Source organism: Paeniglutamicibacter sulfureus, from assembly GCF_030512175.1.
In the GTDB taxonomy this organism is placed as follows: domain Bacteria; phylum Actinomycetota; class Actinomycetes; order Actinomycetales; family Micrococcaceae; genus Paeniglutamicibacter; species Paeniglutamicibacter sulfureus.
Genome location: NZ_JAULBL010000002.1, coordinates 497884 through 523759 on the forward strand (window position 1 = coordinate 497884; position 25876 = coordinate 523759).

24 protein-coding genes are annotated in these 25876 nt (G+C 64.4%); 8 read left to right on the forward strand and 16 right to left on the reverse strand.

Annotation, left to right across the window (positions count from 1 at the left end):
* Positions 1–29: 29 nt before the first annotated feature.
* On the reverse strand, positions 30–1340 hold the full coding sequence (locus tag Q2T94_RS08960) for an amidase (RefSeq protein ID WP_302263733.1): 1311 nt from the start codon (positions 1338–1340) through the stop codon (positions 30–32).
* Between the two features lie 62 nt (positions 1341–1402).
* On the reverse strand, positions 1403–1909 hold the full coding sequence (locus tag Q2T94_RS08965) for a flavin reductase (RefSeq protein WP_264271368.1): 507 nt from the start codon (positions 1907–1909) through the stop codon (positions 1403–1405).
* A 252-nt stretch (positions 1910–2161) separates the two neighbouring features.
* Between Q2T94_RS08965 and Q2T94_RS08970 the strand changes: the two genes are divergently transcribed.
* Positions 2162–2803, forward strand: coding sequence for a response regulator transcription factor (locus Q2T94_RS08970; protein ID WP_264271367.1), 642 nt, complete (start codon positions 2162–2164; stop codon positions 2801–2803).
* A gap of 118 nt (positions 2804–2921) precedes the next feature.
* Here Q2T94_RS08970 and Q2T94_RS08975 read toward each other — a convergent pair whose 3' ends face one another.
* The 10 genes from Q2T94_RS08975 to Q2T94_RS09020 form a co-directional block, all read right to left on the reverse strand.
* The gene (locus Q2T94_RS08975) at positions 2922–3743 is read right to left on the reverse strand and encodes an ABC transporter permease (RefSeq protein WP_264271366.1); all 822 of its coding nucleotides are present in this window, start codon (positions 3741–3743) and stop codon (positions 2922–2924) included.
* Positions 3740–4573, reverse strand: a complete 834-nt coding sequence (locus tag Q2T94_RS08980; RefSeq protein ID WP_264271365.1) for an ABC transporter ATP-binding protein — start codon at positions 4571–4573, stop codon at positions 3740–3742. Before Q2T94_RS08980 ends, Q2T94_RS08975 begins: the two co-directional genes overlap by 4 nt.
* A gap of 10 nt (positions 4574–4583) precedes the next feature.
* Positions 4584–5555: an ABC transporter substrate-binding protein gene (locus Q2T94_RS08985; RefSeq protein WP_264271364.1), complete on the reverse strand. Its 972-nt coding sequence runs from the start codon at positions 5553–5555 to the stop codon at positions 4584–4586.
* A 37-nt stretch (positions 5556–5592) separates the two neighbouring features.
* Positions 5593–6549, reverse strand: coding sequence for a PDR/VanB family oxidoreductase (locus tag Q2T94_RS08990; RefSeq protein ID WP_264271363.1), 957 nt, complete (start codon positions 6547–6549; stop codon positions 5593–5595).
* A gap of 69 nt (positions 6550–6618) precedes the next feature.
* Entirely contained in the window at positions 6619–7407 is a 789-nt protein-coding gene (locus Q2T94_RS08995; RefSeq protein ID WP_302263734.1) for an SDR family NAD(P)-dependent oxidoreductase, read from the reverse strand.
* Positions 7408–7416: 9 nt separating this feature from the next.
* Positions 7417–7950 carry an aromatic-ring-hydroxylating dioxygenase subunit beta gene (locus Q2T94_RS09000; protein ID WP_264271361.1) on the reverse strand — a complete coding sequence of 178 codons (534 nt, stop codon included), beginning with the start codon at positions 7948–7950 and terminating at the stop codon, positions 7417–7419.
* Positions 7943–9220 carry an aromatic ring-hydroxylating oxygenase subunit alpha gene (locus Q2T94_RS09005; protein ID WP_302263735.1) on the reverse strand — a complete coding sequence of 426 codons (1278 nt, stop codon included), beginning with the start codon at positions 9218–9220 and terminating at the stop codon, positions 7943–7945. Before Q2T94_RS09005 ends, Q2T94_RS09000 begins: the two co-directional genes overlap by 8 nt.
* A 23-nt stretch (positions 9221–9243) precedes the next feature.
* A complete protein-coding gene (locus Q2T94_RS09010) occupies positions 9244–9753 on the reverse strand; it encodes a nuclear transport factor 2 family protein (RefSeq protein WP_264271359.1) in 510 nt (169 codons plus the stop codon).
* Positions 9754–9755: 2 nt separating this feature from the next.
* Positions 9756–10142, reverse strand: a complete 387-nt coding sequence (locus Q2T94_RS09015) for a hypothetical protein (RefSeq protein WP_264271358.1) — start codon at positions 10140–10142, stop codon at positions 9756–9758.
* Positions 10143–10189: 47 nt separating this feature from the next.
* Positions 10190–11332 (reverse strand): acyl-CoA dehydrogenase family protein, encoded by a 1143-nt coding sequence (locus Q2T94_RS09020; RefSeq protein WP_302263737.1) that lies wholly within the window; start codon positions 11330–11332, stop codon positions 10190–10192.
* Between the two features lie 197 nt (positions 11333–11529).
* On the opposite strand from Q2T94_RS09020, the gene Q2T94_RS09025 reads away from it, so the two are divergent.
* Complete coding sequence (locus tag Q2T94_RS09025) at positions 11530–13014, forward strand: PAS domain-containing sensor histidine kinase (protein ID WP_264271356.1); 1485 nt, start codon at positions 11530–11532, stop codon at positions 13012–13014.
* 246 nt (positions 13015–13260) lie between these two features.
* Here Q2T94_RS09025 and Q2T94_RS09030 read toward each other — a convergent pair whose 3' ends face one another.
* From Q2T94_RS09030 to Q2T94_RS09040, 3 genes are all read right to left on the reverse strand, one after another.
* Complete coding sequence (locus Q2T94_RS09030) at positions 13261–14799, reverse strand: MFS transporter (protein WP_302263740.1); 1539 nt, start codon at positions 14797–14799, stop codon at positions 13261–13263.
* Positions 14800–14819: 20 nt separating this feature from the next.
* Positions 14820–16055, reverse strand: a complete 1236-nt coding sequence (locus Q2T94_RS09035; protein WP_302266392.1) for an amidohydrolase — start codon at positions 16053–16055, stop codon at positions 14820–14822.
* A gap of 204 nt (positions 16056–16259) precedes the next feature.
* Positions 16260–17120, reverse strand: coding sequence for a prephenate dehydratase (locus tag Q2T94_RS09040; RefSeq protein WP_302263742.1), 861 nt, complete (start codon positions 17118–17120; stop codon positions 16260–16262).
* A gap of 115 nt (positions 17121–17235) precedes the next feature.
* Here Q2T94_RS09040 and Q2T94_RS09045 point away from each other — a divergent pair, with 115 nt between their 5' ends.
* The 5 genes from Q2T94_RS09045 to Q2T94_RS09065 all read left to right on the forward strand — a co-directional run bounded on the left by Q2T94_RS09045 (position 17236) and on the right by Q2T94_RS09065 (position 23212).
* A complete protein-coding gene (locus Q2T94_RS09045; RefSeq protein WP_302263744.1) occupies positions 17236–17871 on the forward strand; it encodes an RraA family protein in 636 nt (211 codons plus the stop codon).
* 525 nt (positions 17872–18396) lie between these two features.
* The gene (locus Q2T94_RS09050; RefSeq protein ID WP_302263746.1) at positions 18397–19104 is read left to right on the forward strand and encodes a FadR/GntR family transcriptional regulator; all 708 of its coding nucleotides are present in this window, start codon (positions 18397–18399) and stop codon (positions 19102–19104) included.
* Positions 19101–20066, forward strand: a complete 966-nt coding sequence (locus tag Q2T94_RS09055) for an asparaginase (RefSeq protein ID WP_302263748.1) — start codon at positions 19101–19103, stop codon at positions 20064–20066. The genes Q2T94_RS09050 and Q2T94_RS09055 overlap by 4 nt, the downstream gene beginning before the upstream one ends.
* A gap of 103 nt (positions 20067–20169) precedes the next feature.
* Positions 20170–21603 carry an aspartate ammonia-lyase gene (locus tag Q2T94_RS09060; RefSeq protein WP_302263750.1) on the forward strand — a complete coding sequence of 478 codons (1434 nt, stop codon included), beginning with the start codon at positions 20170–20172 and terminating at the stop codon, positions 21601–21603.
* Positions 21604–21682: 79 nt separating this feature from the next.
* The gene (locus Q2T94_RS09065) at positions 21683–23212 is read left to right on the forward strand and encodes an amino acid permease (protein WP_302263752.1); all 1530 of its coding nucleotides are present in this window, start codon (positions 21683–21685) and stop codon (positions 23210–23212) included.
* Between the two features lie 117 nt (positions 23213–23329).
* On the opposite strand, the gene bcp is transcribed toward Q2T94_RS09065, so the two are convergent.
* Positions 23330–23806, reverse strand: coding sequence for a thioredoxin-dependent thiol peroxidase (gene bcp / locus Q2T94_RS09070; RefSeq protein WP_302263754.1), 477 nt, complete (start codon positions 23804–23806; stop codon positions 23330–23332).
* A gap of 302 nt (positions 23807–24108) precedes the next feature.
* Between bcp and Q2T94_RS09075 the strand changes: the two genes are divergently transcribed.
* The gene (locus Q2T94_RS09075) at positions 24109–25842 is read left to right on the forward strand and encodes an ABC transporter ATP-binding protein (RefSeq protein ID WP_302263756.1); all 1734 of its coding nucleotides are present in this window, start codon (positions 24109–24111) and stop codon (positions 25840–25842) included.
* The last annotated feature ends 34 nt before the right edge of the window (positions 25843–25876 follow it).

Below are 25876 nucleotides of genomic sequence, written 5' to 3' on the forward strand. Positions count from 1 at the left end.
GGTAATCCTCGCCCGAGTAGGGGAAAGCCTTAGTGCTGGGCCAGGGAAGGCTCAAGCCACTCTGCGATGTCCAGCAGGCCACCGGGATGCCCCGGGTTGCCGATGACCTGGATGCCCAGCGGCATGCCCGCTGCATCGCGCAGCCCGGCCATGGTGACCGCCGGTAGACCGAGGGCCTGCCACGGGCGGCTGAGGATCGGGTCGCCAGTCTTGGCCAATCCTGCGGGTGCCGATCCGGGTGCCGCGGGGGCGATGATGGCGTCGAAGTGCTGGAGCCGATTAAGGATGTCCTTGCGGGCTGCAGCGAGTCCTGCCATGGCCCGGTGGAAATCGGCGTCGGCCAGAAGGTCGCCACTGGACAGGAGATCGGCCAGCGGACCACTGACCTCATTCTTCCGCGACAGCAACCATTTGTGCGTGCAAGCGGCCTCGTATGCCATCACGCTCATATGCAGCGGGACCAGGTCCCGCACGGCTGCGGCCGAGCCCAGCGACTCGACCAATGCGCCCCGCGTTCTGGCGGCGGATATGGCCAAGTGCAAGCCCGAAAGCATGTCACCGGAGACAGGGGCGATGTCGGTACCGTCCCAAACCAGCAACCTGGGTGGGCGCCTTGCCCCCTGGGCGGGTGCCGGAGTGCCGGAGATCGCGGTGTAGGCAATCCGCAGGTCCGCGGCAGTGGCGGCCAGAAAGCCGATCGAGTCCAGGCTGTGGCTCAGCCCGGTGACGCCGTCCGTTGGGATCGCGTGGATCGGGGCGACCAGGCCGGCCACCCCGCAGTAGGAAGCGGGACGGGTGAGGGAGCCAGCTGTCTGCGTGCCGAAAGCGAACGGGACCATGCCACTGGCCACCGCGACGGCCGATCCGCTGGATGATCCGCCCGGAGTGTGTGGTGCGGTTCCACGGGTCGGCCGGTGAGGGTTGATGGTGGGCCCGGGTGCGAAGTATCCGAACTCGGTGGTGACCGTCTTGCCCAGCACGATGCCCCCGGCACCCCGCAGGGCGGCGACGCAGCCGGCATCGGCGCTTGCCGGTGGTGCCTGGTCGAAGATCGCCGAACCGCAGCCAGTGCGCATCCCTGCCACGTCGATGATGTCTTTCACCCCCGCCGGGGTGCCCCATAGTGCCCCCCGCGATCCCTCCGGGATGTCGGTCAAGCCGTGGGCCGCGGCGATGGCAGAGTCGGCATCGACGCTTACCCAGGCCCGGAGCTCCGGATCCAGCGCCTCGATCCGTGCCAGCGATTCGCCGACCAGATCCAGCGGTGTGGCCACTCCGGTGGCCAGGCGCTGGATAGAGGCTGCAAGCGATACGGGAGCGGCGGCTTCAACTGCTGTCATGATGTGGAATCCTTGGTCATCGACGAATCGCGTATTGGCGGCCCGCTGTGGTTGGCAGTGGGCTAGACGGCGACCGGCTGGCCGATGGGGTGGAAGGCGCGGTTGAAGTACACGAGTCCGCTGTTGTCGTTGTTGACCTCGACCCGGTCAAGCCGGATGAAAAGGACCGAATGCGAGCCTTGCTCGGTAATGGCTTCGATGGTTCCGATGCACTTGACGTGGGCGTCGGCGAGAACCGGGACGTCGGTGTCTTTCTCCCAGATGTCCCAGGCAAAGCGCTGGTCCATCGGAACTTGGGTCGCACCGGAGAAATGGCGCGCCAGTTCCTCTTGCTCACCTGCAAGGATGTTGATGCCGACCTTGCCGTTGTTCTTGAATATGTCGTGGGCGGCACTGTTCTTGTTCACGCACACCAGGATGGTGGGCGGCGAATCGGTGACGGAGCAGACGGCGCTGACAGTGATGCCCAGCCGCCCGTGCGGCCCATCCGTGGTGATGATACTGACCGCGGCCGGAAGGTGGGCCATCGCAGTCCGAAAGTCCGTTTGGATTTGGGTTAGCTGGGTCATGGTGCTCTCCTGATCGGATGGTGCCGCCCGCTGCAAGTGGGTGGCTGGGGACTACCCGGAGGCGTCTTATTCAGACTTCCGCGGGCTTGGTTAGTAATCTATGAACTGAATCACTTCCGGGATATCCCCAGTAGCCCTAGGGTTCGGGGCAACTGGCCCAATGCGGATAGGTAGTTCCCTTAGTGTCCGGCCGTTGCAGGTCCTTCAGGGAATGGCTATGGTTCCATGTCGTAGCAGTCGAAATTGGAGACCATGACTAACACAACGATGACCACTGAACCGATCGTGTACATCGTCGATGACGACGACGAGTTATGCACCTCGCTGGCTTGGCTTCTGGACTCTGTCGATATTGCTTCGCAGAGCTACAACGACGTGGCGTCTTTCCTTGATGGGTACGACAGGGAGCGAGCCTCCTGCCTGGTTTTGGATGTTCGGATGCCCCGGACCGGAGGGTTCGCCCTTCAGGAGACCTTGAACCAAATTGGGGCACCGATCCCGATCATCTTCGTGTCGGCCCACGGCGACGTCCGCATGTCGGTGCGTGCACTGCAGCAGGGCGCAGTTAATTTCTTCGAGAAGCCCTACGATCCCCAACAGATGCTCGACGCCGTGCAGGAGACACTCGAACTGGCCGAGGTGCGCTTTGCCGAATCCGCCGAGCGGAAACAGGTACTGGAACGGCTGCGCACCCTGACTCCGCGCGAACGCGAGATCCTGCTGCTGGTCATCGACGGACTGCCCAGCCAGAACATCGCCCGGAAACTGGGCACTAGCGTGAAGACGATCGACGTGCACCGGGCACGGATCAAGTCAAAGACAAATGCGGAGAGCATATCAACGCTGGTCAGGGACGTGCTGAGCCAGCGGATCGACCTCGCCGTAGACCTGTAGGGGACTCGGCCCACGGACGGGCCCGCCCGGAGGAGGCATGACCACCGCTTTCCTTCGATTTTGACGCGAGAATGGCCCGGTTCCCAAGGAAACCGGGCCATTCTCGCGTCACAGCCGGCTAGCTCTTCACCCCGTAACGGGCAAGGTACCTGCCCGAGGCAATGCGCAGGATCCTGTCTATGGTGAAGCCCAACAACCCTAGGGTGATGATTCCAACGAAGGTCCAGTCGATGCGTCCGTAGTTTCTTGCTTGCCAGATCAACGCGCCCAGGCCGTGCTGGGCGGCAACGATCTCGGCGGAGACTATGGTGAGGAAGCTGTTTCCCATCGCCAGCCGGGCACCGGTGACGATGCCCGGAATAGCCGAGGGCAACACTACGGAGGTCATGATCTGGCGCTGGCTGGCCCCCAGATTCGATGCCGCGTTGATCCTGTTCTCCGGGATGGCCAGCACCGCCGCGATGGTGCTCACCGTGACGATGAATACCGAGGTGTAGAAGATCAGCACAACCTTTGACGTCTCACCGATGCCGAACCAGATCACGGCCAGCGTCACGAAGGCGATGGGCGGGATAAACCTGAAGAACTCGATATACGGGTCCAACAGCTGCCGAACGACGTTCAGGCGACCCATGAGGATGCCGATGGGTGCGCCCACCGCGACGCCGAGCAGCCAGCCAATCAGGATCCGCTGCGTAGAGGCCCAGATGCTCACCCAAAGTGTTCCGTCGACGGTCAGCTCGACGGCGGCAGCGGCAACTTCCATCGGCGAAGCCACGGCCGTGGGGCCGTACCACCAGGCCACGACGCTCCACAGCGCGAGACCGATGGCAGCCGATGCGGCCCACCATAGAAGCTGACGCGCTCCTTGCCAGGCTTTTTTGTTCCGTGGCGGTTCAACGACAGGCTGCACGCGAGGTGCTGTTTCCAGGGCGCTCATCCTTCGTCATCCAATCCTTGGGCACGCAATGACGCGGCGACTTCCTCGCGGATATCAGCGCGCAGTTGTTCGTAGACGGAAACGACCTCAGCGGAGGTGCGCTCGCGGGGGCGGGGTAGATTCAGGTCGTAGACACTCTTGAGTCCTGCCTTCGGCCCGGAGGACATGACCACGACGCGGTCGGCCAGCGCCACCGCCTCGTCGATATCGTGGGTCACGAACACCACGGTGCAGCCGGTTTCTTCCCAGATCTGGGTCAGCTCCGCCTGCATCACGGCCCGGGTTTGAGCATCGAGGGCACCAAACGGTTCGTCCATGAGCACGAGCGGCTGCTCGTTGGCCAGCACCCGCGCGATCTGTACGCGTTGACGCATACCACCGGAGAGCTGGTTCGGGAACTTTGCCCCAGCCTTTCGCAATCCCACCATGGAGAGGAAACGGTCGGAAATCCTTGACTGTTCGGCCTTAGAAGCGCCGTGCATCTTCGGGCCGTAGGAAACATTGGCCGCCACGCTCATCCAGTCGAACAGCGCGTCCGATTGCTGGAAGACCATTCCCGCATGCGGGTTGGCCCCAAGCACCGGCTCTCCGGCGCAGGTGATGGTTCCCCCGGTGACTGCCGTGAATCCGGCAATCGATGACAGAAGCGTGGACTTGCCGCATCCACTGGGTCCCAGAAGGCAAACGAATTCTCCGGGCCTGATGTCGAGGCTGATGCCCTCCACGATTTCGGTCGAACCGAAGCCGATCGACACCGAATCCAACTGGACGCTGGTTCCCGAGGTTTCACCGCGGGAACCGTCCCTCGGGGCTGTGGCAGTCGTTGTCATGGCAGGAACCTCATTTCTTGTTGATCCAGTCCACAAGAATGCGCTTGTCCAGCTCCGGCATCTCCTTCAGCACGCCCGTGCCGACAAAGTAGTCGGCCATGGTATTTCCGGTCTCGAGGTCCTTGCCGGTAAAAGAACGGATCTCGTAGTCGATCTGGTCGATGGCCTGAAGGATCTGCTCCTTGGGGACCTTCGTGTGCGCCAGGGTGGCCGTCACTGCGCGCTCCGGTTCGGCTTCCACGATTCTTGCAGCCTCGGCCAGGGCCGAGGCGACTTTCTGCGCTGCCTCGTCACGGGCGTTGACTAAGTCGGAACGGCCGATCACCCAGTGGTTGTAGAACCAGTCATAGTCGCCGGTGGTTTCTGCCACAGTGCCAGCACCTTCGGCGACGGCGTTGCTTGGCCACGGCTCCCACATGACGAAGCCGTCGGCGTCGCCGCGCTTCAGCAGGGCGGAGGCGTCATTCGGCGTAGCGGTGATGAACTCGACCGATCCGGCATCGATGCCCTTGGCCTCGAGGTACTTGGCCGTGGCGATCTCGCTCAGACCGGGCACGACCACCATTTTCTTGACGTTCTCGGGCTTGACGCCGTTGCGCAGGACTACCTTGACGTATTCGCCCGAGGTTTGGGTGGCGAACAGCGCAATCAGTTCCGGGCTCTGCTGGAACTGGGTGATGGTGGTGGCGTCCGAGCTGCCTGCTAGGTGGACCTGTCCGGCAGCGAGTGCGTCGACGGCTTCGCCGCCGCGGCCGAACTGGATCAACTCCACTTCGACACCGGCTTTCTTGAACAGTCCCTCATCCTCGGCAACGAAGTAGGGGGCATACGTGGTGTCGATGCCCACGGCGATCTTGACCGGTCCGTTGGCGTCGACCTTGGTGTTTCCCTCGGCCGGGCGTGAGCAACCAGTGGTTACAGCAAGTGAGAGGGCAGCGACTGTTGCCGCCACGATTTTGAGGTAGCTGACGTGCTTCTTCATGTAGGTGCCTTTCGAAATGGATGAATTAAGGGCAGATCTAGAAGAGCTCCAATAGCAGGCGCTTGCCGCAGGTCCGGGAAACGCAGGTGGCCATCTGGTCGTTTGCCGCCTTCTCTGAAGTGGAGAGACAGTTGTCGCGGTGCTCGGGCACGCCATCGAGGACGCCCATGACGCAGGTGCCGCAGATTCCCTCCTTGCAGGAGGTATCGACCTCGATGCCGTTTTCCTGGAGCACGTCCACGATTGAGCGATCGGCCGGGATCTCGAAGATCTCGCCGGTGTCCAGCTCCACTTCGAAGGCAGTGTCGTTGGAGGTGTCGATCTCCTCGGCTTCGAAATGCTCGATGTGGACCTGGTCCTCGCCGACAACCGGGGCGAACGCTTTGCGGACGTTGTCCATGAAGCCCACCGGGCCGCAGGTGTAGACGTGTACGCCGGTATCGGCGTCCCGGGCGAGCGCAGTCATGATGGTGCCCTGCTCGTTGCGCGGAACCCCGAAGTGGAAGCGCACCGATTCGGTGAAGCCGCAGCGCTCCTCGAGCAGCTCCGTGAAAGCTGCCTCCGCGTGGGAGCGGGCGAAGTAGTGCAGCTCGAAGTCGATGCTCGAGCGGTGCAGGTTGTAGGCGATGCTGATCATCGGGGTGATGCCGATGCCCGCCGCCACGAGGATGTGGCGGTCGGCATCGGTGGCAACCTTGAGCAAGTTGCGCGGCTCGCTGACCTCAAGTTCGGTGCCCACCGAGACATCGCCGTGTAGCGCGGCGGAACCGCCGCGCGAGGCAGGTTCGAGCTTCACCGCGACCAGGTACGAGCCCTCGTCAGGTGCATTGCAGAGGGAGTACTGGCGAGTGACCTCCGTGGGGCCGACAACGTCGATGTGCGCCCCCGCCGGGGCCGGGGCAAAGTCCAACCCGTCGGCGCGTTCCAAACGAAATGTCTTGATGCTGCTGGTTTCGTCCGAAACCACGGCCACTTTGACCCGGACCTTCTTCATGTCCGTACTCCTCTAAATTGGGTGGGGCTTCTAACCTGTGGGGCCGCCATGCGCCGATCGCTGAGGCGATCAGCGCATGAACAGCCCGCCATTGATGTCCCAGCTGGCACCGTTGACCGATGCCGCCTCGGGGGAGGCAAGCAGGGCGACTGTTGAGGCGATGAATTCCGCGGAGCCGAGCCGGCCCACGGGAATGTTCGCCTTGACTGCCTCCAGCTTGTCGGCGGCAACCGTCTCGTAGACCACCGGAAGGTCAAGCGGACCCGGGGAAACCGAGTTCACCGTGACGCCGCCGGAGGCCAGGTCGCGGGCAAACACCTTGGTGAGCGTGCCCACCCCGCCCTTGGCCGCGGCGTAGTGGGCGCCGGTGGCCGTGCCGCCGTTCTGGCCGGCCAGCGAACCGATGTTCACGATGCGACCATAGCCGTTTCCGGCGAAGTGCTTGCCGAAGACCTGGCAGCCCAGGAAAACGCCGTCGAGGTTCGTGGAAACGATCTCGGAGAAGTCCTCCGGGCTGATGTCCATCAGCGGCTGGACCTGGGAACGGCCGGCGTTGTTGATCAGCACGTGTGCAGCTCCCCAACGCTGCACCGCGGACTGAAGGGCCGCCTCGAAGTCCTCCTTGCGGCGGACATCGAGGACCGCGGCTGCTGACGTCTTGCCGCTTGGATCCAGCTCGTCGGCCAGTTCCTGGACCGGTTCGATTCGGCTGCCGGTGGCGAGCACCGAGTAGCCGGCAGCGTGCAGGGTGCGCGCAATGACGGCGCCCAGGCCGCGGGTGGCGCCGGTGACGATGGCGACCTGGCCGTTGTCGACCCGTTTCCCGGCGGTCGTCTGATTGTCTGTCGTCGTAGTCATTCCGGGGCCCTAGAGCAGGAATCCGGAGGCGGTGACGGCCCCGTCGGAGTTGACCAGGCGCACGACCTTCAAATCCAGGCGCGGTTTGCCGTCGGCGAAACTGATCCGGTGCTCCAAGTCGGCTGCCAGCAGCAGGTGCTTTTCGCGCTTGAATCCGACGATGATCTGCGCCGAGCGCAGCGTGACCGACTCACCGTCGTTAGACGTGACGGTGAAGCGGGAGATGGTGCGTGCGGTGCGAGCCGATGCGACCGCCGACATGGAATAGCCCTCGGTTAGCCGGGTCACGCGCATCCGGCGCATCCGGGCATCGTCGTAGACCATGTTCAAGCCGGACTCGAAGTCATCGGTGTCCGGATCGATCGGGATCACATACTTGCCGTCGGGGGTCCACAGGCCCTCCCAGGCCACGTAGTCCTTGGCGTCGAGCAGTGTCGCCTCGTGCCAGATTAGCGCGATGGCCTTGGAGACCAGCGGATCGAGCAGCGCGTCGGATGCGAAGCCGTTTTCAAGGGGGGCGGTCAGCGTGCTTTCGCTAGTCATCGCTCATCATCTTCTTCCACTGTGAGTAGGATTCGCGCATGCCCGATTCGTCGGTCACGTGCGAGGTTTTCCAGCCTTCGTCCACCGTCTTTTCGCGGCCCAGGCCGCGGTTGACCATGATGGGCATTTCGGGGTTGGCGTAGGCGCCGCGCTGCACGCGGTCCCAGGCCTCGGAGTCATCCGGGGTGCCGAAGCCGAACGGTCCCTGGAAGTGCTCGTGGATGCGCAGGCGTTCGCGGTTGACGCTTTCCGGTCCGCCGTCCAGGCCCAGGGCCAGGTGCTGGATCTCGGTCTCGTTGACCGAGATCGGGCGCAGGACGCGGAAGAAGGACATTGACATGGCAACGTTCGGGAAAAGGTTCAGGTTGAACCCCGCGCCGTGCATCGAGCGCACGACGCGGCGGACCTGATCTGCCGGCATCGTCTCGGAGAGCTCGTCGATGATGTGGCGGAAGCGTTCTTGCAGTTCCTCGGTTCCGTCATCGGCATCCAGATCGACGTGCTCCGGGACCATGATGGCGACGCTGTGGCCATTGCCCAGCGCATGGGTCACCGCGTTCTCGTCGGTCATGAAGGAGAGCATGTCGGCCGTTTCGGCGTCAACGGAGGCCATCCACGAACGGTGCACGATCGGGAAGTGGTAGCCGTCGGTGGTGTTTTCCAGCTGGATCTTCCAGTTGCCGTCGAAGCGGAACTTGTGCTCGCCCTGGACCTTGATCCCGTAGCCGGCACCCTGCATCATGAAGCGGTCCATCCAGAGCTTTGCGTCGCCCAGGAAGTCCTCGAGCGGTTCGATGTCCGCGTTGAAGGAGGCGAAGATCATCCCGGCGTAGCTTTCGACGCGCAGTTTCTGCAGCGGCATGTCCTTCTTCTCGATGACGCCCTCGTAGCCCTCGGGGTACGGGATACCGCGCAGCTGGCCGTCGAGCGAGTAGGACCAAGAGTGGTACGGGCAGGTGAAGCCGTTGGCCTTGCCCTTGTCCGGCTCGCAGACCGAGGCGCCGCGGTGGCGGCAGCGGTTGAGCAGGACATTGAACGACCCCTTGCGGTCGCGGGTGACGATCACCGGCTGGCGACCGATCATGGCCTTCTTGAAGCTGCCCTTGTCCGGGATCTCGCTTTCGTGGGCCACCCAGACCCAGGTCTTGTAGAAGATCTTCTCCAGCTCGGCTTCGAAGATATCCGGATCGGTGTAAAGCTGCCCGGCGACCCTGTCGGTCGAGGCAAGTGCGGAGAAGCCGTCTTGGTTCTCCATGATGGGGGTGCTCATCAGTGACTCCTTGGGGATGGTGGCTAGTGTGGGGTGGCGAGGTTCGCCGGGGAGAGCGCCACGAGGCGCTGCGTGCGGAAGGTCTTGATCCGGGCCATGGCCCCGTCTAGTTCGAAGTCCACCGTGATGCGGGCGGCAACCACTTCCTGGCGGCCGTCCGTGTACGCGGAGACCTGTTGCATGATCCAGCTGCCCGATGCCGTGGGGAACGAGATGTTGATGCGCCCCTCGCCCAGCACATGGGCGTTTGCGGTGAACGGGCCGCCGGGCAACAGGTGGCTGCCCAACATGCGGACGATGGCGTCCCTGCCGTTGTAGCTGCCGAACTTCTCGCCGTATTCAGGCCCGATGCCCTGCCAAGTCGCGTCCTCGGTGAACAGCGCGCCGAGTTCGGCTAGGTCGAATTCCGGCTGCGGAACGTCGCACAGTTCCATGTAGCGGGCGATGATCCAGCGGATCGATTCACCGGCCTCCAGCAGTTGAAGTCGTGTTTCAAACCCGGCGACGTTCGTGGTGGCACTGATTCCTGCCACGGCTACTTGGCTATCTCGACATCGCTGCGGATGGTCAGGGCACGGCCCATGCGGGCCTCAATGTGCGCATAGGTCCACAGCGCGTGGTCGTCGTCGACCATCGTGGTGCGGAACAGGTTGCACACGGCCTTGACCGTTTCCTGTGTGTCGACATCGGCCATCACGTAGCAGGTCCAAGGCCATCCGGCAGAGGGACCGACCATGTGGGAGTCGTCGTCCATGTTGCCGATGACATCGACACCGGGCATTGCGGCCATGGCCGAAAGCATGCTGGAGAAGGCGACCCACACCGGGCCGATTTCGTTCTTGGGCAGGCTGAAGAAGTTCTGGTTGATGCCGATGCAGAACAAGGTGCGCAACGGTTCGGGGCGGGCATCGCTCGCTGTCATGGTTGTTCCTTCGAGGGGTTCGTGCGGTGGGTGAGCAGGTGGTCTGGTTAGATGAAGCCCGGGATGACCGGGGGCTGGCCCATCAGGACCGAGCCAGTGCCGTCATACATGCCATCGCCGAGGAACGCGTGCTGGGTGACGACGGCCGAATCGCGCAGATGACGCTGCAGCGGGTTCCCGTCGTAGATGGCCGCTGTCCCGGAGAGCGAGTAGGCGGTGTTGACGGCTTGGGCGCCGGCCTTGGCGACGTGGGTGGAGGCAAGGCGAAGCAGAGCCTTTTGGGAGTCGGTGGCCTGTCCGTTGGCCACTACCGTGGCATAAGTTTCTTCGGTGATCTCATAGAAGAAGGCCCGTGCCGAACGAAGCTCGGCCTCGGCCTTTGCCAGATCGATCCGGTAATACGCGCGATCGGCGAGCTTCGGGGCTCCGGTGATGCCCGTCCGTCCGGCGCCGATCTGTGTCGCATAGTCAAGCGCGGCACGGCCCACACCGAGGTTCACGACGGCCAAGACCTGGGCGGCGTAGGCGATCGTGGGGTAGTGGTAGAGCGGCTCATCAATCATCGGTTCGCCGCCGCGGATGAAGGTCCAGTCCTGATCCACATCGACCCCGTTAACGACAAGGTCGTGGCTGCCGGTTCCGTGCAGGCCAATGACGTCCCAGTTGTCTTTGATGATGACCTGGTCCGGGCGCAGCAACGCGGTGCGCGGCTTGCCTGCGGCGGTCTCGCCACCGGCGATGCCGACGCCAAGCACGTCGGCGCCCTTGCAACCGCTGGCGAACTTCCAGGTGCCCTTGATGTGGAACTTCCCGTCCTTCACCGGTGCCTTCTGGACCGGAAAGAGTCCGCCGGCGAAAGCCAAGTCGGGTCCGTCCTTGTACAATTCGGCCTGCGTGTCGACGGGCAGTGCGGCCAAGTACACGAGTGCTGAGCCGAAGCTCGCTACCCAACCGCTCGAGGCATCGACGGTGGAGATCAGTTCGATCTTGCGGAGAAATTCCGCGGGCGGGAGCGCGTCGCCACCGAACTGGAGCGGGGTGGCAGCGCGGTAGATTCCGGCCGCCTTGAATGCGTCGATAACGTCCTTGGGTACGAAGCGGTTCGTGTTGAACTCCTCGCGTCGCCGGTCGATGAGTTCCAGGACCGTGGTCAGCGCGTCCTGCGCGGGTGCTTCGGCAACGGTCGTCATGGAGAGGGCTCCTAGCTTGTAGCTTTTCTGAGGCAAGTACGGATGTCGAGGGTCTTGCTGGTGTTGTCTGAATCACGGTATTTACCCAATTACTGCCCTTCAATGGGTGTTTACGTGCCTCCAGACAAAGAAAGATTGATTCCAACTGAAGTAACTACCTATTGCGGCGAAGCCGGACTGGGGTAGAACTGGAAGCCGTGAATACGCAAAATTACGAACCTTCCGAGGCCGATGCCCGGATTCTGCTCACAGGGCTGGACCACTGCCTCCTGATGCATGACGCGGAGTCGAAGGACATCCTCTGGGCCAACCCGGCGGCGTGCCGGGTGCTCGGCTTCACGCTGGAGGAGTTGCGACCGCTGAAAGCTGATGACATGAGCAGCCTGGCCGAACCCTACAGCCGGACCGTCGGGCGCCGCTGGCTGCAGGATGCCGTGGTGCACGGTGCCAGCCGCACGCAATGGATGTACCGGAACAAGGAAGGGCAGGATTTCCTGACTGAGGCGCTGGCCCGGCACGTAATTCTGCCCGAGCGCGAGGTGGTGCTCGTTGAATTCAGGGACATGGAACGCGAGGAGCAGCTCAAGAGCGGGCTGGAGCGGACCAAGGGACGGCTAAACGCCTTCATCGGGAACATGGGCGAGGCCATTCTCGTCGTGGGTTCCGACGGGCTGATTTCTTATGCCAGCAATTCGGTCTTTCCGCAGTTGGGTGTGCACCCGGACGAGGTTGTTGGGCGGTATTTCACTGATTTGTGCCTTGGCGGTGCGGCTATAACCTTTGCCCGGGTGTCGGCCGAATGCGCTGCGGATGCCGGCATGGTCAGCTGCCGACTGGAACTGCGCACGCCGCAGGGTGAATCACGCTGGTTCGGGGCCGCCTGCCAGAGCATCGACCTGAAGCATGACCTGTCCGGGACGTTGATGTTCCTCCACGACATCACCGATCGCGTGTCTGCGGACATCGAACGCGAGCGGGACCAGGAACACCTGAACTACCTGGCCCGCTACAACGTCATGGGCGACATGGCGATGGCCCTTTCGCACGAGTTGGGCCAGCCCCTCGGCGCGGCGACGAACTTTCTGGACGGGGTCAAGCGTCGATACCGGGCGGGCAAGATGAGCGCGGTCGACCTGGAGTTCGGGCTGGAGAACGCGCAGCGCCAAATTGAGCGCGCCAACCAGATCCTGCGCAGCTTGCGTGGATTCGTGGGCACGCTGGAAACGTCCGAACAGCACGTTGACCTGAACGCCGTGGTGCGGGACTGCATGTACTTCGTTGAGCTCGTGGCCTCGCGGCACTCCGCAACGCTAGAGATGGCACTGGATCCCGGAGAACTTCCGGTGCTCTGCGAGAAGGTGCTGATCGGCCAAGTCGTGCTAAACCTGTGCCGCAACGCGATAGAGGAGATGTCTCGCTTCCCAGAGGAACGGCGCGTGGTGACTCTTGAAACGGCATGCGAAGATGACTCAGCGGTCTTCCGGGTCATTGACCGCGGATCGGGACTTTCCGGCTTCCCCGACGGAAGGATCTTCGATGGCGCATTCACCACGAAGGCCGATGGGAGCGGCCTCGGGCTGGCACTCAGCCACCGGATCGTTACCCGGCACAACGGAACCATCAATGCAGTGGAAAACCCTGGTGGCGGGTCGACCTTCGCGTTCAGGTTGCCGTTGTGCTGACGCCTGAACTGCCAATCGACAAATGAGACGGCGTGGCCGCGGACCCGAGGGGGCGGCACCGAACCTTCTGCGACAGCAGAAGATTTACCTCACACACCGCCATGGGGGCATGGAACGTGGCCGCGCAGCTGGGTGCCCGGAAGTCAACATGCAACCAACCGCATTGGCTCCCAATGCTAACGAGGGCCGGTACCGGTGCGAAGCACTGGAACCAGCCCTCGAAAAGTCTGCTCAATCAGCTGACGCCTAGTTGCCGAATGCCGGGGGAGCGACGTCGTGCGGCTCCTTGGGTTCGGGCTCCGGCACCCGGTCCTTGGGCTCTGCCGGAACGGTGACGATGATGGCGGCAATGGCGATGACCACCATCAACACGTTGAACAGCAGGCCGATGGCCCCTCCGAAGCGCAACGCCACGTTGTCTTGCCGGCCGATGAACAGGCCCCAGGACTGGATCAGTTCCGGGTTGACCGCCTGCCCGGCGACGTACAGGGCCGCGGAAATCGCGACGCCGATCGCGTTGCCCAGCGAGGAGGCCATCTTGTAGATGCCCGAGGCCGCGCCCACCTGGTTGTCCGGGACGCTGGAGAGCGCCGCGTCGGTGGACGGGGTGGCGTAGAATCCCAGCCCGACTCCGAAGAGCGTGAAGCCGATAACGGAGAGCACGATGTACTGGTCGATGTACAGGAACGTCATCGAGCACAGCAGGATGCCCACGCCGGTGATCATCGAGCCCCAGAGCATCGGTTTTTTCGGCCCGAAGCGCTGCAGCAGTTTCTCGCCCACCCGGATGGTGGACAGGATGGCGATGAGGTAGCCAAGCGTGAGCAGGCCCGATTGCAGGGAGCTCATGCCCGCGGCGATCTGCACCAAGCCCAGGGAGACGATCAGCGTGCCGGCCGCGCCGTTGAGCAGGAAGTTGGAGAGCGTGGCGCCGGTGAAGGTGCCGTTGGCGAACAGCTTCAGGTTCACGAAGGCACCCGCGCGATGCGTCTCGATGTACAGGAAGACCAGTCCCGAGACCGCGGCGAGGGCGATCAGTCCCAGTCCGCGCAGGCTTAGCCAGCCCAGTGCCGGGCCCTGTGAGATGTAGACGTTGATCGAGACCAGCAGCACGATGAACGCGACCAGTCCGCCCCAGTCAAAACCGCGCTTGGCGGCGGCCGGGTCGCTTTCGGCCTTCGACTCCGGGGTGCCGCGCAGCAGCACCAGCGCCAGGATCGAGAGCACCACGGAGATCCAGAAGATCGAGCGCCAGCCCAGTGCGCTGGTGGCCATCAGCCCGCCGAAGAGCGAGCAGAAGCCGGACCCGCCCCAAGAGCCGATCGACCAGAAGGACAGGGCACGCTGCCGTGCCTTGCCCTCGTAGAAGGTCTTCACCAACGCCATCGAGGAGGGCATGATGCAGGCCGCGGATAGCCCCTGGACCACCCGGCCACCCAACAACATGGTGCTGGTCAGCCCGCCGAGGTTCTCCGGGGTCAGGGCGATCAGCAGCGATCCGGCGATGGAGAGCCAGATGCCGGCGTAAAGGACCTTGACCCGGCCCAGGCGGTCCGCCAGTCCGCCGGCCACCACGATGAAGATGCCGGAGAACAGCGAGGTGACGGACACCGCCAGGTTCGCCAGGGTCTCCTCGACGCCGAGTTGGCCGCGGATGCCGGGGATGACATTGAGCAGGGTCTGGGCGAAGAGCCAGAAGTTGATGACCGCCAGGACGATGCCCAGCAGCCACTTGTCGGTGGGTTTCCAGGCGGTGGTTGTCGGGGAGTGGGTCTCAGCGCCCATGGTGTTCCACGTTCCTTCGGTCAGTTGGACTTGCCCAGGTACGCCAGGGCGGCGAGGACCATGGTGCGGGTTGCGGTTTCCAGGGTCGGGTCGATGGCGGGGGCGAAGAAGGGGGAGTGGTTCGCCGGGATGTCGGAGGACACCGTCCCGTTGGCCACCGCCTTGCGGTAGTCGTCGGCCGGGACGCAGCCGACCATCCAGTAGCTGTAGGGGATGCCGAAGGCGCCGGGGATGGCGCCGAAATCCTCGGATGCCGTCGCGGGGGTGGCCTGGTAGACCTGTCCCGCAGGGAAATGCTCGGTGAAGACCGTTGTCACACGCGCATTCACCTCTGCGTCGTTGTCGGTGAGCGGGAACTGGTCGTAGTACTCGAAGTCAGGCTCCCGGGGCGAGCCGGCGGCGGCGCATTCGCCGCGCACGATCCGCTCGATGGAGGCCATGATGTGCTTGCGCAGGGCGAGGTCGTAGGTGCGGATGTTCAGCCGAAGCTCGGCCTTGGCCGGGATGATGTTGGCCGCGGTCCCGGCGTTGGAGGACCCGACGGTCACCACGGCGAACTGTCCGGGCATGGTTTCCCGCGACACGATGGTCTGCAGCTTCAGCACGATCGAGGCCGCAAGCACCACGGGGTCCACGGAGTTGTGCGGCATCGAACCGTGGGCACCGCGGCCGTGAACGGTGATTTTCAGGCTGTCCCCGGCGGAGAGGATCGGCCCGGCGGCGGTGCCGACGAGTCCAGCCTCCACTGGCATGACGTGTTGGGCCAGCGCGACGTCCGGACGCGGCAGCTTGTCCACCAGCCCGTCGGCGACCATCGCCCTGGCCCCGGCGGCGGTTTCCTCGGCGGGCTGGAAGAGCGCGATGTGGGTGCCGGACCAGGCTTCCCGGTTCTCCGCGAGCACCTTCGCGGCGCCCAGGAGGGTGGCCATGTGCATGTCGTGGCCGCAGGCGTGCATGACGCCCTCGACCGTGGAGGCATAGTCCAGTCCGGTGTCCTCGGTGACCGGAAGCGCGTCGATGTCGGCGCGGGCCAGGACCACGGCCCCTTCGCCGTTGGCCAGCACCCCGACCACGCCCGTTCCGCCGATGCGCTGCACGTCGTAGCCCAGGGCCGCGAGCTCCGTCTCGAGGCGTGCGGCCGTCTGGTGCTCCTGGAGGCCGAGCTCGGGGTTGCGGTGGAAGTGCTTGTAGAGCTCCCGCTGCCACTCAAGTTGGCCGTCCAGGGAGTCAAGAAGTGAGGGGTCAACCACGGGGATCGCCTTTCCGTTCTGGCCGCGCACAGGCACTGCGGGTTGCCATAGCCTGGTTGCGGATCCGGTTATTCAACGTATCCCCGCAGGTCAGCGCTTGTCCATGTCGTGACGCGATATTCATTTAGTGTTCCCCGCAGGAGACCCCATCCCCGGAATGGCCAGGTGCGTCCGTCCCAGACTGAAGTAGCAGTTAGCGGACCCAGTGATCTATGAGTGTTCGCCGTTTCCCCGGATTCGGTAGTCCTGTGCGGCGTAGACGCCCAGGATCTTGATTTCGGATGTGAAGAACGCCAGCTCCTCCAGTGCAGTCTTCAGGGGCCCGTCCTCCGGGTGTCCTTGAAGATCCACCAAGAACATGGTCGCCGCAAATTCCGCGCCCACCATGTAGCTTTCTATGCGCGTCATGTTGACTCCACAAGTGGCAAATCCACCGAGGGCCTTGAAGAGCGCCGACGGAACATTTCGAACCCGGAAAACCAGCGTCGTGATGACATTTTCGGGCAATTCGTGGCGCGCGGGCAGCGGTTTTTCCCTGGCAAGGACCACAAATCGCGTGGTGTTGGTGGGGTCGTCCTCCACTCCGGAGGCAAGCACGTCAAGACCATACATTTCAGCGGCCCGCGGTGGTGCGAGGGAAACCTTGGACGGGTCGTTCCAGGAACTTACCTCCCGCGCCGAACCGGCGGTGTCCCCGGCGATGACCGGAGTCAACTTAAGCGACCGGATTATTCCACGGCATTGCCCCAGCGCGTGGATGTGACTGTGCACTTCCCTTGCATCCTCGAGTTTGCTGCCCCGGATTCCGAGCAGGTCGAAGCGTATGCCCAGAAAGTATTCCCCAACGATCTGGAGGTTGGAAGCCGGCAGAAGGCTATGGATATCCGCAACGCGACCCGCTATCGAATTTTCGATGGGGATCATCGCCAGCTCCGCCGAACCGTCGGCCACGACGGCAAAAACCTCCTCAAAGCTGGAGCAGGCCAGGGGCTCGAAATCCGGGTACATCTCCTGGCAGGCAACGCTCGAATTGGATCCAGGTTCCCCCTGATAGGCAATTTTTTGATTCACGCTTGAGAAATATCCTTAGGTCTTCAGGCTTATAAGGAGCCGACGAATGTCTATACGACGAAACTTGGTGGTCAACAGGGACTGCAAACAAAATAGCACCGGAAACGAGTTTCAGATGATCATCACCGCACCCACGGAGTCCCTCCACTTCAGCCCGCAATGGGAGCGACCGGACCTGCACGGTGTCAGGCAGCTGGCCCAATTCCCTGTCGCCCTGATCGGCGATGCCCAGGGGCGCATGGGCGTCATGCACTCGGCCCTGCGCTCGGTGACCCCCGGGCTGAAAATGGCCGGCACGGTTCTTCCGATCAACACCCGCGAAGGGGACAACCTCGCCATTCATCGGGCCCTCGATGACGCACGCGAAGGCGACGTCCTGGTCATCAACGCAAACAGTGACACCGGCAGGGCGTGCTTCGGCGACATTCTGGGCGAGATCTGCATCAACAGGGGTATTGCAGGAGTCGTGATTGACGGAGCGACCCGTGACATCGATGAATTGCTGGCCATGGGGCTTCCGGTCTTCGCGCGCGGGATCAGCCCCGCGGGCCCCTTTAAATACGGACCGGGAACCATCGGCGCTCCGGTGGCCTGCGGCAATGTTGTTTGCCACCCGGGGGACGCAATCCTGGGGGACAACGACGGCATCGTGGTGGTGCCGCAGGGGCGCATTGCCGCGGCACTGGAGCGAACCGCAGCGCAAGCGAATAGCGAAGACTACATGCGGGCACTGATTCCGTCGCGCGCCTAAATCCGGGTAAGCGTCCGGCCTTGTCCGATGGCGCAGCCGACGCGGCCTCTGCGCTGATGGAGCCCGAAAAATCCACCGATGTTCCCAACCGCGCAGGTGACACCAAGGGCTCGGTCCCAACGGACGGGGCCATTCCTGTCAGGGGCGGCAGTTGCCGTGTTCCCGCGGCACGATCACGGCATCGCGGGCAGGATCGCCAAGCGCACTGGCGATTTGGTAAAAACTGTCCCGTTACCTTGTTGCCCGCGGCTCGGGCGCACCCATTGGGCGGGCGCGGAGACCTCGCCTGTCTGAATCGGCTCCATGGACGGGCCTCCGCGGACTCGCCTGACCATCGTCGGAAGGCCGCCCCGATCCCGCCCGGGAACTAACTGCGCGCGCTGTGGTTCCACAAGACGCCGCGCCTGAATCTGCGCCTTGACGGGCATGTTTGTGGCGCCCCCGGTGCAGGGTGAGAGTGGATCCCGACGGGGCCGCCGGGCGGCGCCTTGACAGCACTTTGTGAGGAGTGACATGGTTCAACGCATGAACCTGTCAGACAGCCGGACGGCCGGACCGCAGCCCATCGTCCGGGTCAGCGCGGCCGAGGCCGTATTCACTGCCATCCGCGATGCCATCGAGTCCGGGGAGCTGCCCGTGGGGCACAAGCTGAGCTCCGAATCGGTGCTCGCCGGAAAGTTTGCGGTCAGCCGTTCGGTCGTTCGCGAGGCCCTGCGCTCCTGCGCCGCCCTTGGCCTCACCGAGACGCACACCGGCAAGGGAACCTTTGTCATCGCGGGCAAGGCCAGCGACGACCTGGTGCTGGGCAAGTTCTCCGCGCGCAGCCTCATGGAAGCGCGCCCGCACATCGAGATCCCCGCGGCCGAACTCGCCGCCACCCGCGCCACCCCCGACCAGCTCGAGGAGCTGCGCGGCATCATCGAAGCCATGGAGGACGAGGACGACGCCCAGCGGTGGGTGGCCCTCGATGCAAGCTTCCATGCCACGATCGCCGCGGCCAGCGGCAACGGGGTCTTTGAACGGGTCGTGGGCGACATCCGCGAGGCCATGGTCAACCAGTCCGAGACCATCAACCTCATCACCGGCCGCCAGCACCCTTCGCACGCCGAACACCGCGATATCCTCGCCGCCATCGAGGCGCGCGACGGCGCCGCGGCGGGCAAGGCCATGGCCGGGCACCTGGCCGCGGTCGACGAAGCGCTGACCAAGATCCTCGGAGCAGAAACCGCATGAGCACTTCCACCTTCCCGGCCCACGCCCCGCTGGCCGTGCAGACCCGCGGCGAACTGGTTGAAAGCGTCCACTACGGCTCGCTCGTGGCCCTGGGCGCCGATGGCAGGACCGTGCTCACCCGCGGCGAACCGACGGCTCCTATCTATCCGCGCTCGGCCCTGAAGCCGCTGATGGCAGTTGCCATGGTGCGCGCCGGACTACGGCTCTCCGCCGAGCAGCTGGCACTGGCCTCCGCCAGCCATTCGGGCTCCGTCGATCACCGCGACCTGGCCGCGAAGATCCTCGCCGACGCCGGGCTGGAACCCGGCGCGCTGCGCAACTCCACCGACCTGCCCTACGGGGTGGCCGAACAGCGGGCCTGGCTCCGCGAAGGCAACGGTCCCACCCAATTGGCGCAGAACTGCTCGGGCAAGCACGCCGCGATGCTCGCCACCTGCCTGCTCAACGGCTGGGACACCGAGACCTACCTGCACCACGACCACCCGCTGCCCACCCTGATCCGCGAGGTCGTCGCCGAACTCACCGGCGAACCCATCACCGTGGTGAGCGCCGACGGCTGCGGCACCGAGGTCTTCGCGCTCTCCCTTTCTTCCATGGCCAGGGCCTTCGGCAAACTTGTCACCGCACCCGTTGGCACGGCGGAGTACGAGGTCGCTGCAGCCATGCGCGCCCATCCCCTGATGGTTGCCGGGCTGGGGCGCGACGTCACCGCCCTGATGGAAACTTTCCCCGGCGTGCTGGCCAAGGACGGGTTTGAGGGCATCCAGCTCATCGCCCTGCCCGACGGCTCCGCCGTGGCACTGAAGATCTCCGACGGAGGCGACCGGGCCCGGATGCCCGCCGCCGTCCCCGCCCTGCTGGCCCTGGGATTGGATCCTGGCAGGCTGGCCGCATTCGACCACCTCCCCGTGCTCGGCGGCGGAAAGCCCGTCGGCACCCTGGCCGGTCTGCCCTTCCCCTAGCAACCTCCCTTCCTCGCTCCACCGCACTCCCGCCCGCACTGGCGCGCGCCCAAAAACTTCCACCCCCTTGCATATCCGCCTCACCGCCACCCCTAGGAGAGCCATGTCCGAATCCACCGCCACCTTGCAGGTCGCCGCGCCCCGCGCGGTCCGCAGCGAACACGACCTGATCGGGGATCGTGACATTCCCGCGGAGGCATATTGGGGCGTGCACACGCTGCGCGCCGTGGAAAACTTCCCGATCACCGGCCAGCCGCTGTCCACCAACACGCACCTGGTCACGGCGCTGGCCATGGTCAAGCAGGCCGCCGCCCAGGCCAACCTGGAACTGGGGCTGCTCGACGCGACCCGCGCCGCCGCCATCATCGAGGCCTGCCGCGAAATCATCGCCGGGAACCTGCACGAGCAGTTCGTGGTCGACGTGATCCAGGGCGGCGCCGGCACCTCCTCGAACATGAACGCCAACGAGGTCATCGCCAACCGTGCCCTGGAGATCATGGGCCACGCCAAGGGCGAGTACCGGTACCTGCACCCCAACGACCATGTCAACCTCAGCCAGTCCACCAACGACGTGTACCCCACCGCGGTGCGCGTGGCCACGATCTTCGGCGCCGCCTCGCTGGTGGCCGCCATGGAGCACCTCGGCGCGGCCTTCGCCGCCAAGGCCGTGGAATTCCGCACCGTGGTGAAGATGGGCAGGACCCAGCTGCAGGACGCCGTCCCGATGACCCTGGGACAGGAATTCAACGCCTACGCCGTCACCCTCGGCGAGGACCGCGCGCGCCTGGCCGAATCCACGCTGCTGATCCACGAGATCAACCTGGGCGCCACCGCCATCGGCACCGAGCTGAACGCGCCGGTCGGCTACTCGGCCCTGGCCTGCACGCACCTGGCGGCGATCTCCGGGCTGAAGCTGGAAACCGCCTTCGACCTGATCGAGGCCACCGCCGACGTGGGTGCCTTCGTCCACCTCTCCGGGGTGCTCAAGCGCGTGGCGGTCAAGCTCTCCAAGGTCTGCAACGACCTGCGCCTGCTCTCCTCCGGCCCGCGCGCCGGGCTGGGCGAGATCGACCTGCCGGCCGTGCAGTCCGGGTCCTCGATCATGCCCGGCAAGGTCAACCCGGTGATCCCCGAGGTCGTGAACCAGGTGGCCTACGAGGTCATCGGCAACGACGTGACCATCACGATGGCCGCCGAGTCCGGGCAGCTGCAACTCAACGCCTTCGAGCCGATCATCGTGCACAGCCTGACCAAGTCGATGCGCCACCTGGAGGCCGCCTGCATCACGCTGGCCGACAAGTGCATCGTCGGCATCACCGCCCACGAGGAGAAGCTGCGGGCCCAGGTGGAGAACTCCATCGGCCTGGTCACCGCGCTCACTGTGCAGCTCGGCTATGCGGCTTCGACGAAGATCGCGCTCGAGGCCCTTTCCACCGGCCGCGGCGTGGCCGAGCTGGTTCTGGAGCACGGGCTGCTCACCGAGTTGCAGCTCAACGAGCTGTTGCGTCCCGAGCGACTGGCCAACCTCAGCGAATAAGCCCCCCAAGCGTTCCCACCGTTTCAACCCGTTCCACCCTTGAGCAAGCCCCCAGACACTCCCCGAGAGGCACCTGCGCATGACACGTGAAATCCCAGAAACCCGCACCACGCACCGACCCGACACCCCCAACTCGGCGTTGACCGCCGAGGACAAGGGAATGCACAAGGGGCTCAAATCCCGCCAGATCCAGATGATCGCGATCGGCGGGGCCATCGGCACCGGCCTGTTCATGGGCGCCGGCGGCCGGCTGGCCGGCGCCGGACCGGCATTGATGTTCAGCTATGCGGTCTGCGGGTTCTTCGCCTTCCTGATCCTGCGCGCCCTGGGCGAACTGGTCGTCCACCGTCCCTCCTCGGGTTCCTTCGTCTCCTACGCCCGGGAGTTCTTCGGGGAGAAGGCCGCATTCGTGACCGGCTGGCTGTACTGGCTCAACTGGGCCATGACGGCCATCGTGGACATCACCGCGATCGCGCTGTACATGAACTTCTTCGCCAAGTACGTGCCCTGGATCGGTTCGGTCCCGCAGTGGGTGTGGGCGCTTGCGGCGCTGCTGATCGTGCTGGGCCTGAACCTGGTCTCGGTGAAGGTCTTCGGCGAGCTCGAGTTCTGGTTCGCGCTGATCAAGGTCCTCGCATTGGTCGGGTTCCTGGCGGTGGGCATCTACTTCGTCATCTTCGGGTCCCCGATTCCCGGGCACGAAGTCGGCTTCAGCCTGATCGCCGACAACGGCGGGTTCTTCCCCAACGGCCTGCTGCCGGTGGTCGTGGTGATGCAGGGCGTCGTGTTCGCCTACGCCTCGATCGAGCTGATCGGCACCGCCGCAGGCGAGACGGAGAATCCCGAGAAGGTCATGCCCAAGGCCATCAACACCGTGATCATCCGCATCGCCATCTTCTACGTCGGATCGCTGGTGCTGCTCTCGCTGCTGCTGCCCTACACCGCCTACAAGGCCGGCGAGTCCCCGTTCGTGACGTTCTTCGGGTCCATCGGAGTTTCCGGCATGGACTCAATCATGAACCTGGTGGTGCTCACCGCGGCGATGTCCTCGCTGAACGCGGGCCTGTATTCCACCGGGCGCATCCTGCGCTCGATGGCGCTGGCCGGATCCGCTCCGCGCTTCACCGCCAAGCTGAACAAGCAGGGTGTGCCCTACGGCGGCATCGCACTGACCGCCGCGGTGGCTGGCCTCGGCGTGGTGCTCAACGCGATTGTTCCGGCCAATGCCTTCGAGATCGTGCTGAACATGGCAGCGCTGGGCATCATCGCCTCTTGGGGCATGATCGTGCTCTGCCAACTGGCGCTCTATCGCCTGGCCAAGCGTGGGGGAGCGGTGCGTCCGGCCTTCCGGATGATCGGGGCGCCCTACACCGGGTACCTGACCCTCGCCTTCCTGGCCGCTGTCATCGTGCTGATGGCCTTCGATTCCCCGGTGGGCACCTGGACCGTTGCCTCGATCATCGTCATCATCCCGGCGCTGATGATCGGTTGGTACGCCTCGCGCGGGCGCATCCGGGACATTGCCGCGGCGCGGGCGAACGCCGATGCGCTCTCCGACCCGACGGAGAACCACGAGTTCTCTGTCAACGGGGCTTCCGACTCTCAGTAGGAAGACGGGGGCGGCACCGGCGCGGACACGATCCGCGCCGGTGCCGCCTTTTTAACCGCCGTGGCACCGGCACCGGCACCGGCGCCGGGACCGCGGAGCCGGTGCGCGGGTGGCTTCCTAGACCCCGAGTTCCTCGCGCAGGCGGGCCACATGGCCGTCGGCGGCGACGTTGTATTCGACCAGGGCCACCTTCCCGTCCGGGTCAACCACCACGGTGCTGCGCAGGGCGCCGGAGTACTTCTTGCCGTTGACCTCTTTCTGCCCGTACGAACCATAGGCAGTGGCCACCGCAAAATCGGGATCCGAGAGCAGCGGGAAATTCAGCGACTCGGCCTCGGCGAACGAGGCCAGCGCATCGCCCTCATCCGGGGAAATGCCCAGGACCTCGTAGCCGGCGGCCCGCAGCGAGTTGAGGTTGTCCCTGAAATCGCAGGCCTCCGTTGTGCATCCCTTCGTCGCCGCCTTGGGGTAGAAGTACACCACAACGTTCTTGCCCGCATAGTCGTCCAGGGCTACCTGCGTGCCGTGCGCGTCGGCCAGTGTGAACTTGGGTGCGCGCTCGCCGGCGGACAAGGGTGTTGAAGTCAAGGACATGAAATTCTCCATTCGATCAAGCAAATTGTTGATGTCGTTTCCAGCCTAGGGTTTTCTCGCGGACACTGAAAGGGAATCGGAGAAAACCGTGCGCTGCAAGGCATGATGGTTGTCGTCGCCGTTTCACCCCTACATCCTGCGATGTAGACCCTTTGGAAAAATCAGTCTTTGGGAGGGTCAAACCGGGGGACATCGAGGGTAGAGTGACCAATGCTTGGCTGAAAAATGCCATGTTGCCGCCCTCGAAGGGCCACCAAACCATGGTGGATTCGTGCGGCTAAAAATCATGAGGACACTGCCTGATGCTCTTAAAGCTCATACTTAGACATTCGAAACCCTACAAGTGGTGGATTGCCGCCGTGCTGTTCTTCCAGCTCGCCACCACCATCGCCACCCTCTTCCTGCCCAGCCTCAACGCGCGCATCATCGACACCGGCGTGGTCAAGGGCGACACCGACTTCATCTGGCGCACCGGCGGCGTGATGCTTGCCGTCGCGTTCGTCCAGGTGCTCACGGCCATCGCCGCCGTGTACTTTGGCGCGAAGACCGCCATGGCCATCGGCCGGGACCTGCGCCATTCCGTCTTTGACGCGGTCACCGCGTTCTCCGCGCAAGACGTCAACAAGTTCGGCGCCGCAACGCTGATCACCCGCGGCACCAACGACGTGCAGCAGGTTCAGATGCTGGTGCTGATGGGCCTGAACTTCATGGTCTCGGCCCCCATCATGTGCATCGGCGGCATCATCATGGCGCTGCGCGAAGACGTCGGCCTGTCCTGGCTGGTCTGGGTCTCCGTGCCCGTGCTGCTAGTGGTCGTCGGCGTCCTGGTCATCTTCCTGATGCCGCTCTTCCGCCAGATGCAGGACCGCATCGACGGAATCAACGGGGTGCTGCGCGAGCAGATCACCGGCATCCGCGTGGTGCGTGCCTTCGTGCGCGAACCCCACGAGACCGAGCGCTTCGAGGAGGCCAACGCCAAGCTCACCCGCGTGGGCGTGAAGGTCGGCAACCTCTTCGTGTTGATGTTCCCGCTGATCGGCATGATCCTGCACATCGCCACCGCCTCCGTGCTGTGGTTCGGCGGACACCGCGTGGAGACCGGCGAAATGCAGGTCGGTGCGCTGACCGCGTTCCTGCAGTACCTGCTGCAGATCCTGATCGCGGTGATGATGGGAACCTTCATGGCCATGATGATCCCGCGCGCCATCGTCTGCGCCGAGCGCATCGACGAGGTCACCACCATGGTCCCGTCGCTCACCGACCAGACCGAGCGCGTCGCCGAGATGGACGCCCCCGGAACCATCGAGTTCCGCAACGTCACCTTCGGCTACCCGGGTGCCGAGGCGCCGGTGCTCAACAACATCTCATTCACCGCCCGACGCGGCGAAACCACCGCCATCGTCGGGTCCACCGGCTCGGGCAAGACCACGCTGCTGAACCTGATCCCGCGGCTTTACGACGCCAGGCAGGGCCAAGTGCTGGTGGGCGGGGCTCCGGTCACGGAGCTGACCCGCGCGCAGATTTCCGCCGCGGTGGCCACCGTGCCGCAGCGTCCCTACCTCTTCTCCGGAACCGTTGCCTCCAACCTGCGCTTCGGCGCGGAACACGCCAGCGAAGAGGACCTGTGGGATGCCCTGCGCACCGCACAAGCCGAAGACTTTGTCGCAGCACGCGAGGACGGCCTCGGCTCGAAGATCTCCCAGGGAGGCACCAACGTCTCCGGAGGACAGCGCCAGCGCCTGTGCATCGCCCGGGCCCTGGCCGCGAAGCCGGAGATCTACCTCTTCGACGACTCCTTCTCCGCACTCGACGTGGCAACCGACGCGCACCTGCGGGCCGCGCTGAAGGAACCCACCAAGGATGCGGCGGTCATCATCGTCGCCCAACGCATCTCAACGATCACCGCCGCCGACCAGATCCTGGTCCTGGACCACGGCGAAATCGTTGCCCGCGGAACGCACGAGGAACTCCTGGAATCCTCGGAAACCTACCAGGAAATCGTGACCAGCCAGCTGGCAGTGGAGGAGGTGGCCTAAATGGCAAAACGCACCAAGAAGGAAACAACGGCAG

What these genes read in the sequence shown, in the direction of transcription:
- Q2T94_RS08985 (WP_264271364.1), bottom strand. Translation starts at nt 5,555, where the DNA reads ATGAAGAAGCACGTCAGCTACCTCAAAATCGTGGCGGCAACAGTCGCT.
- Q2T94_RS09055 (WP_302263748.1), top strand. Translation starts at nt 19,101, where the DNA reads ATGAGCACTTCCACCTTCCCGGCCCACGCCCCGCTGGCCGTGCAGACC.
- Q2T94_RS08980 (WP_264271365.1), bottom strand. Translation starts at nt 4,573, where the DNA reads ATGACAACGACTGCCACAGCCCCGAGGGACGGTTCCCGCGGTGAAACC.
- Q2T94_RS09060 (WP_302263750.1), top strand. Translation starts at nt 20,170, where the DNA reads ATGTCCGAATCCACCGCCACCTTGCAGGTCGCCGCGCCCCGCGCGGTC.
- bcp (WP_302263754.1), bottom strand. Translation starts at nt 23,806, where the DNA reads ATGTCCTTGACTTCAACACCCTTGTCCGCCGGCGAGCGCGCACCCAAG.
- Q2T94_RS08975 (WP_264271366.1), bottom strand. Translation starts at nt 3,743, where the DNA reads ATGAGCGCCCTGGAAACAGCACCTCGCGTGCAGCCTGTCGTTGAACCG.
- Q2T94_RS09015 (WP_264271358.1), bottom strand. Translation starts at nt 10,142, where the DNA reads ATGACAGCGAGCGATGCCCGCCCCGAACCGTTGCGCACCTTGTTCTGC.
- Q2T94_RS08960 (WP_302263733.1), bottom strand. Translation starts at nt 1,340, where the DNA reads ATGACAGCAGTTGAAGCCGCCGCTCCCGTATCGCTTGCAGCCTCTATC.
- Q2T94_RS08970 (WP_264271367.1), top strand. Translation starts at nt 2,162, where the DNA reads ATGACTAACACAACGATGACCACTGAACCGATCGTGTACATCGTCGAT.
- Q2T94_RS09045 (WP_302263744.1), top strand. Translation starts at nt 17,236, where the DNA reads ATGATCATCACCGCACCCACGGAGTCCCTCCACTTCAGCCCGCAATGG.
- Q2T94_RS09075 (WP_302263756.1), top strand. Translation starts at nt 24,109, where the DNA reads ATGCTCTTAAAGCTCATACTTAGACATTCGAAACCCTACAAGTGGTGG.
- Q2T94_RS08995 (WP_302263734.1), bottom strand. Translation starts at nt 7,407, where the DNA reads ATGACTACGACGACAGACAATCAGACGACCGCCGGGAAACGGGTCGAC.
- Q2T94_RS09050 (WP_302263746.1), top strand. Translation starts at nt 18,397, where the DNA reads ATGAACCTGTCAGACAGCCGGACGGCCGGACCGCAGCCCATCGTCCGG.
- Q2T94_RS08990 (WP_264271363.1), bottom strand. Translation starts at nt 6,549, where the DNA reads ATGAAGAAGGTCCGGGTCAAAGTGGCCGTGGTTTCGGACGAAACCAGC.
- Q2T94_RS09005 (WP_302263735.1), bottom strand. Translation starts at nt 9,220, where the DNA reads ATGAGCACCCCCATCATGGAGAACCAAGACGGCTTCTCCGCACTTGCC.
- Q2T94_RS08965 (WP_264271368.1), bottom strand. Translation starts at nt 1,909, where the DNA reads ATGACCCAGCTAACCCAAATCCAAACGGACTTTCGGACTGCGATGGCC.
- Q2T94_RS09065 (WP_302263752.1), top strand. Translation starts at nt 21,683, where the DNA reads ATGACACGTGAAATCCCAGAAACCCGCACCACGCACCGACCCGACACC.
- Q2T94_RS09000 (WP_264271361.1), bottom strand. Translation starts at nt 7,950, where the DNA reads ATGACTAGCGAAAGCACGCTGACCGCCCCCCTTGAAAACGGCTTCGCA.
- Q2T94_RS09020 (WP_302263737.1), bottom strand. Translation starts at nt 11,332, where the DNA reads ATGACGACCGTTGCCGAAGCACCCGCGCAGGACGCGCTGACCACGGTC.
- Q2T94_RS09030 (WP_302263740.1), bottom strand. Translation starts at nt 14,799, where the DNA reads ATGGGCGCTGAGACCCACTCCCCGACAACCACCGCCTGGAAACCCACC.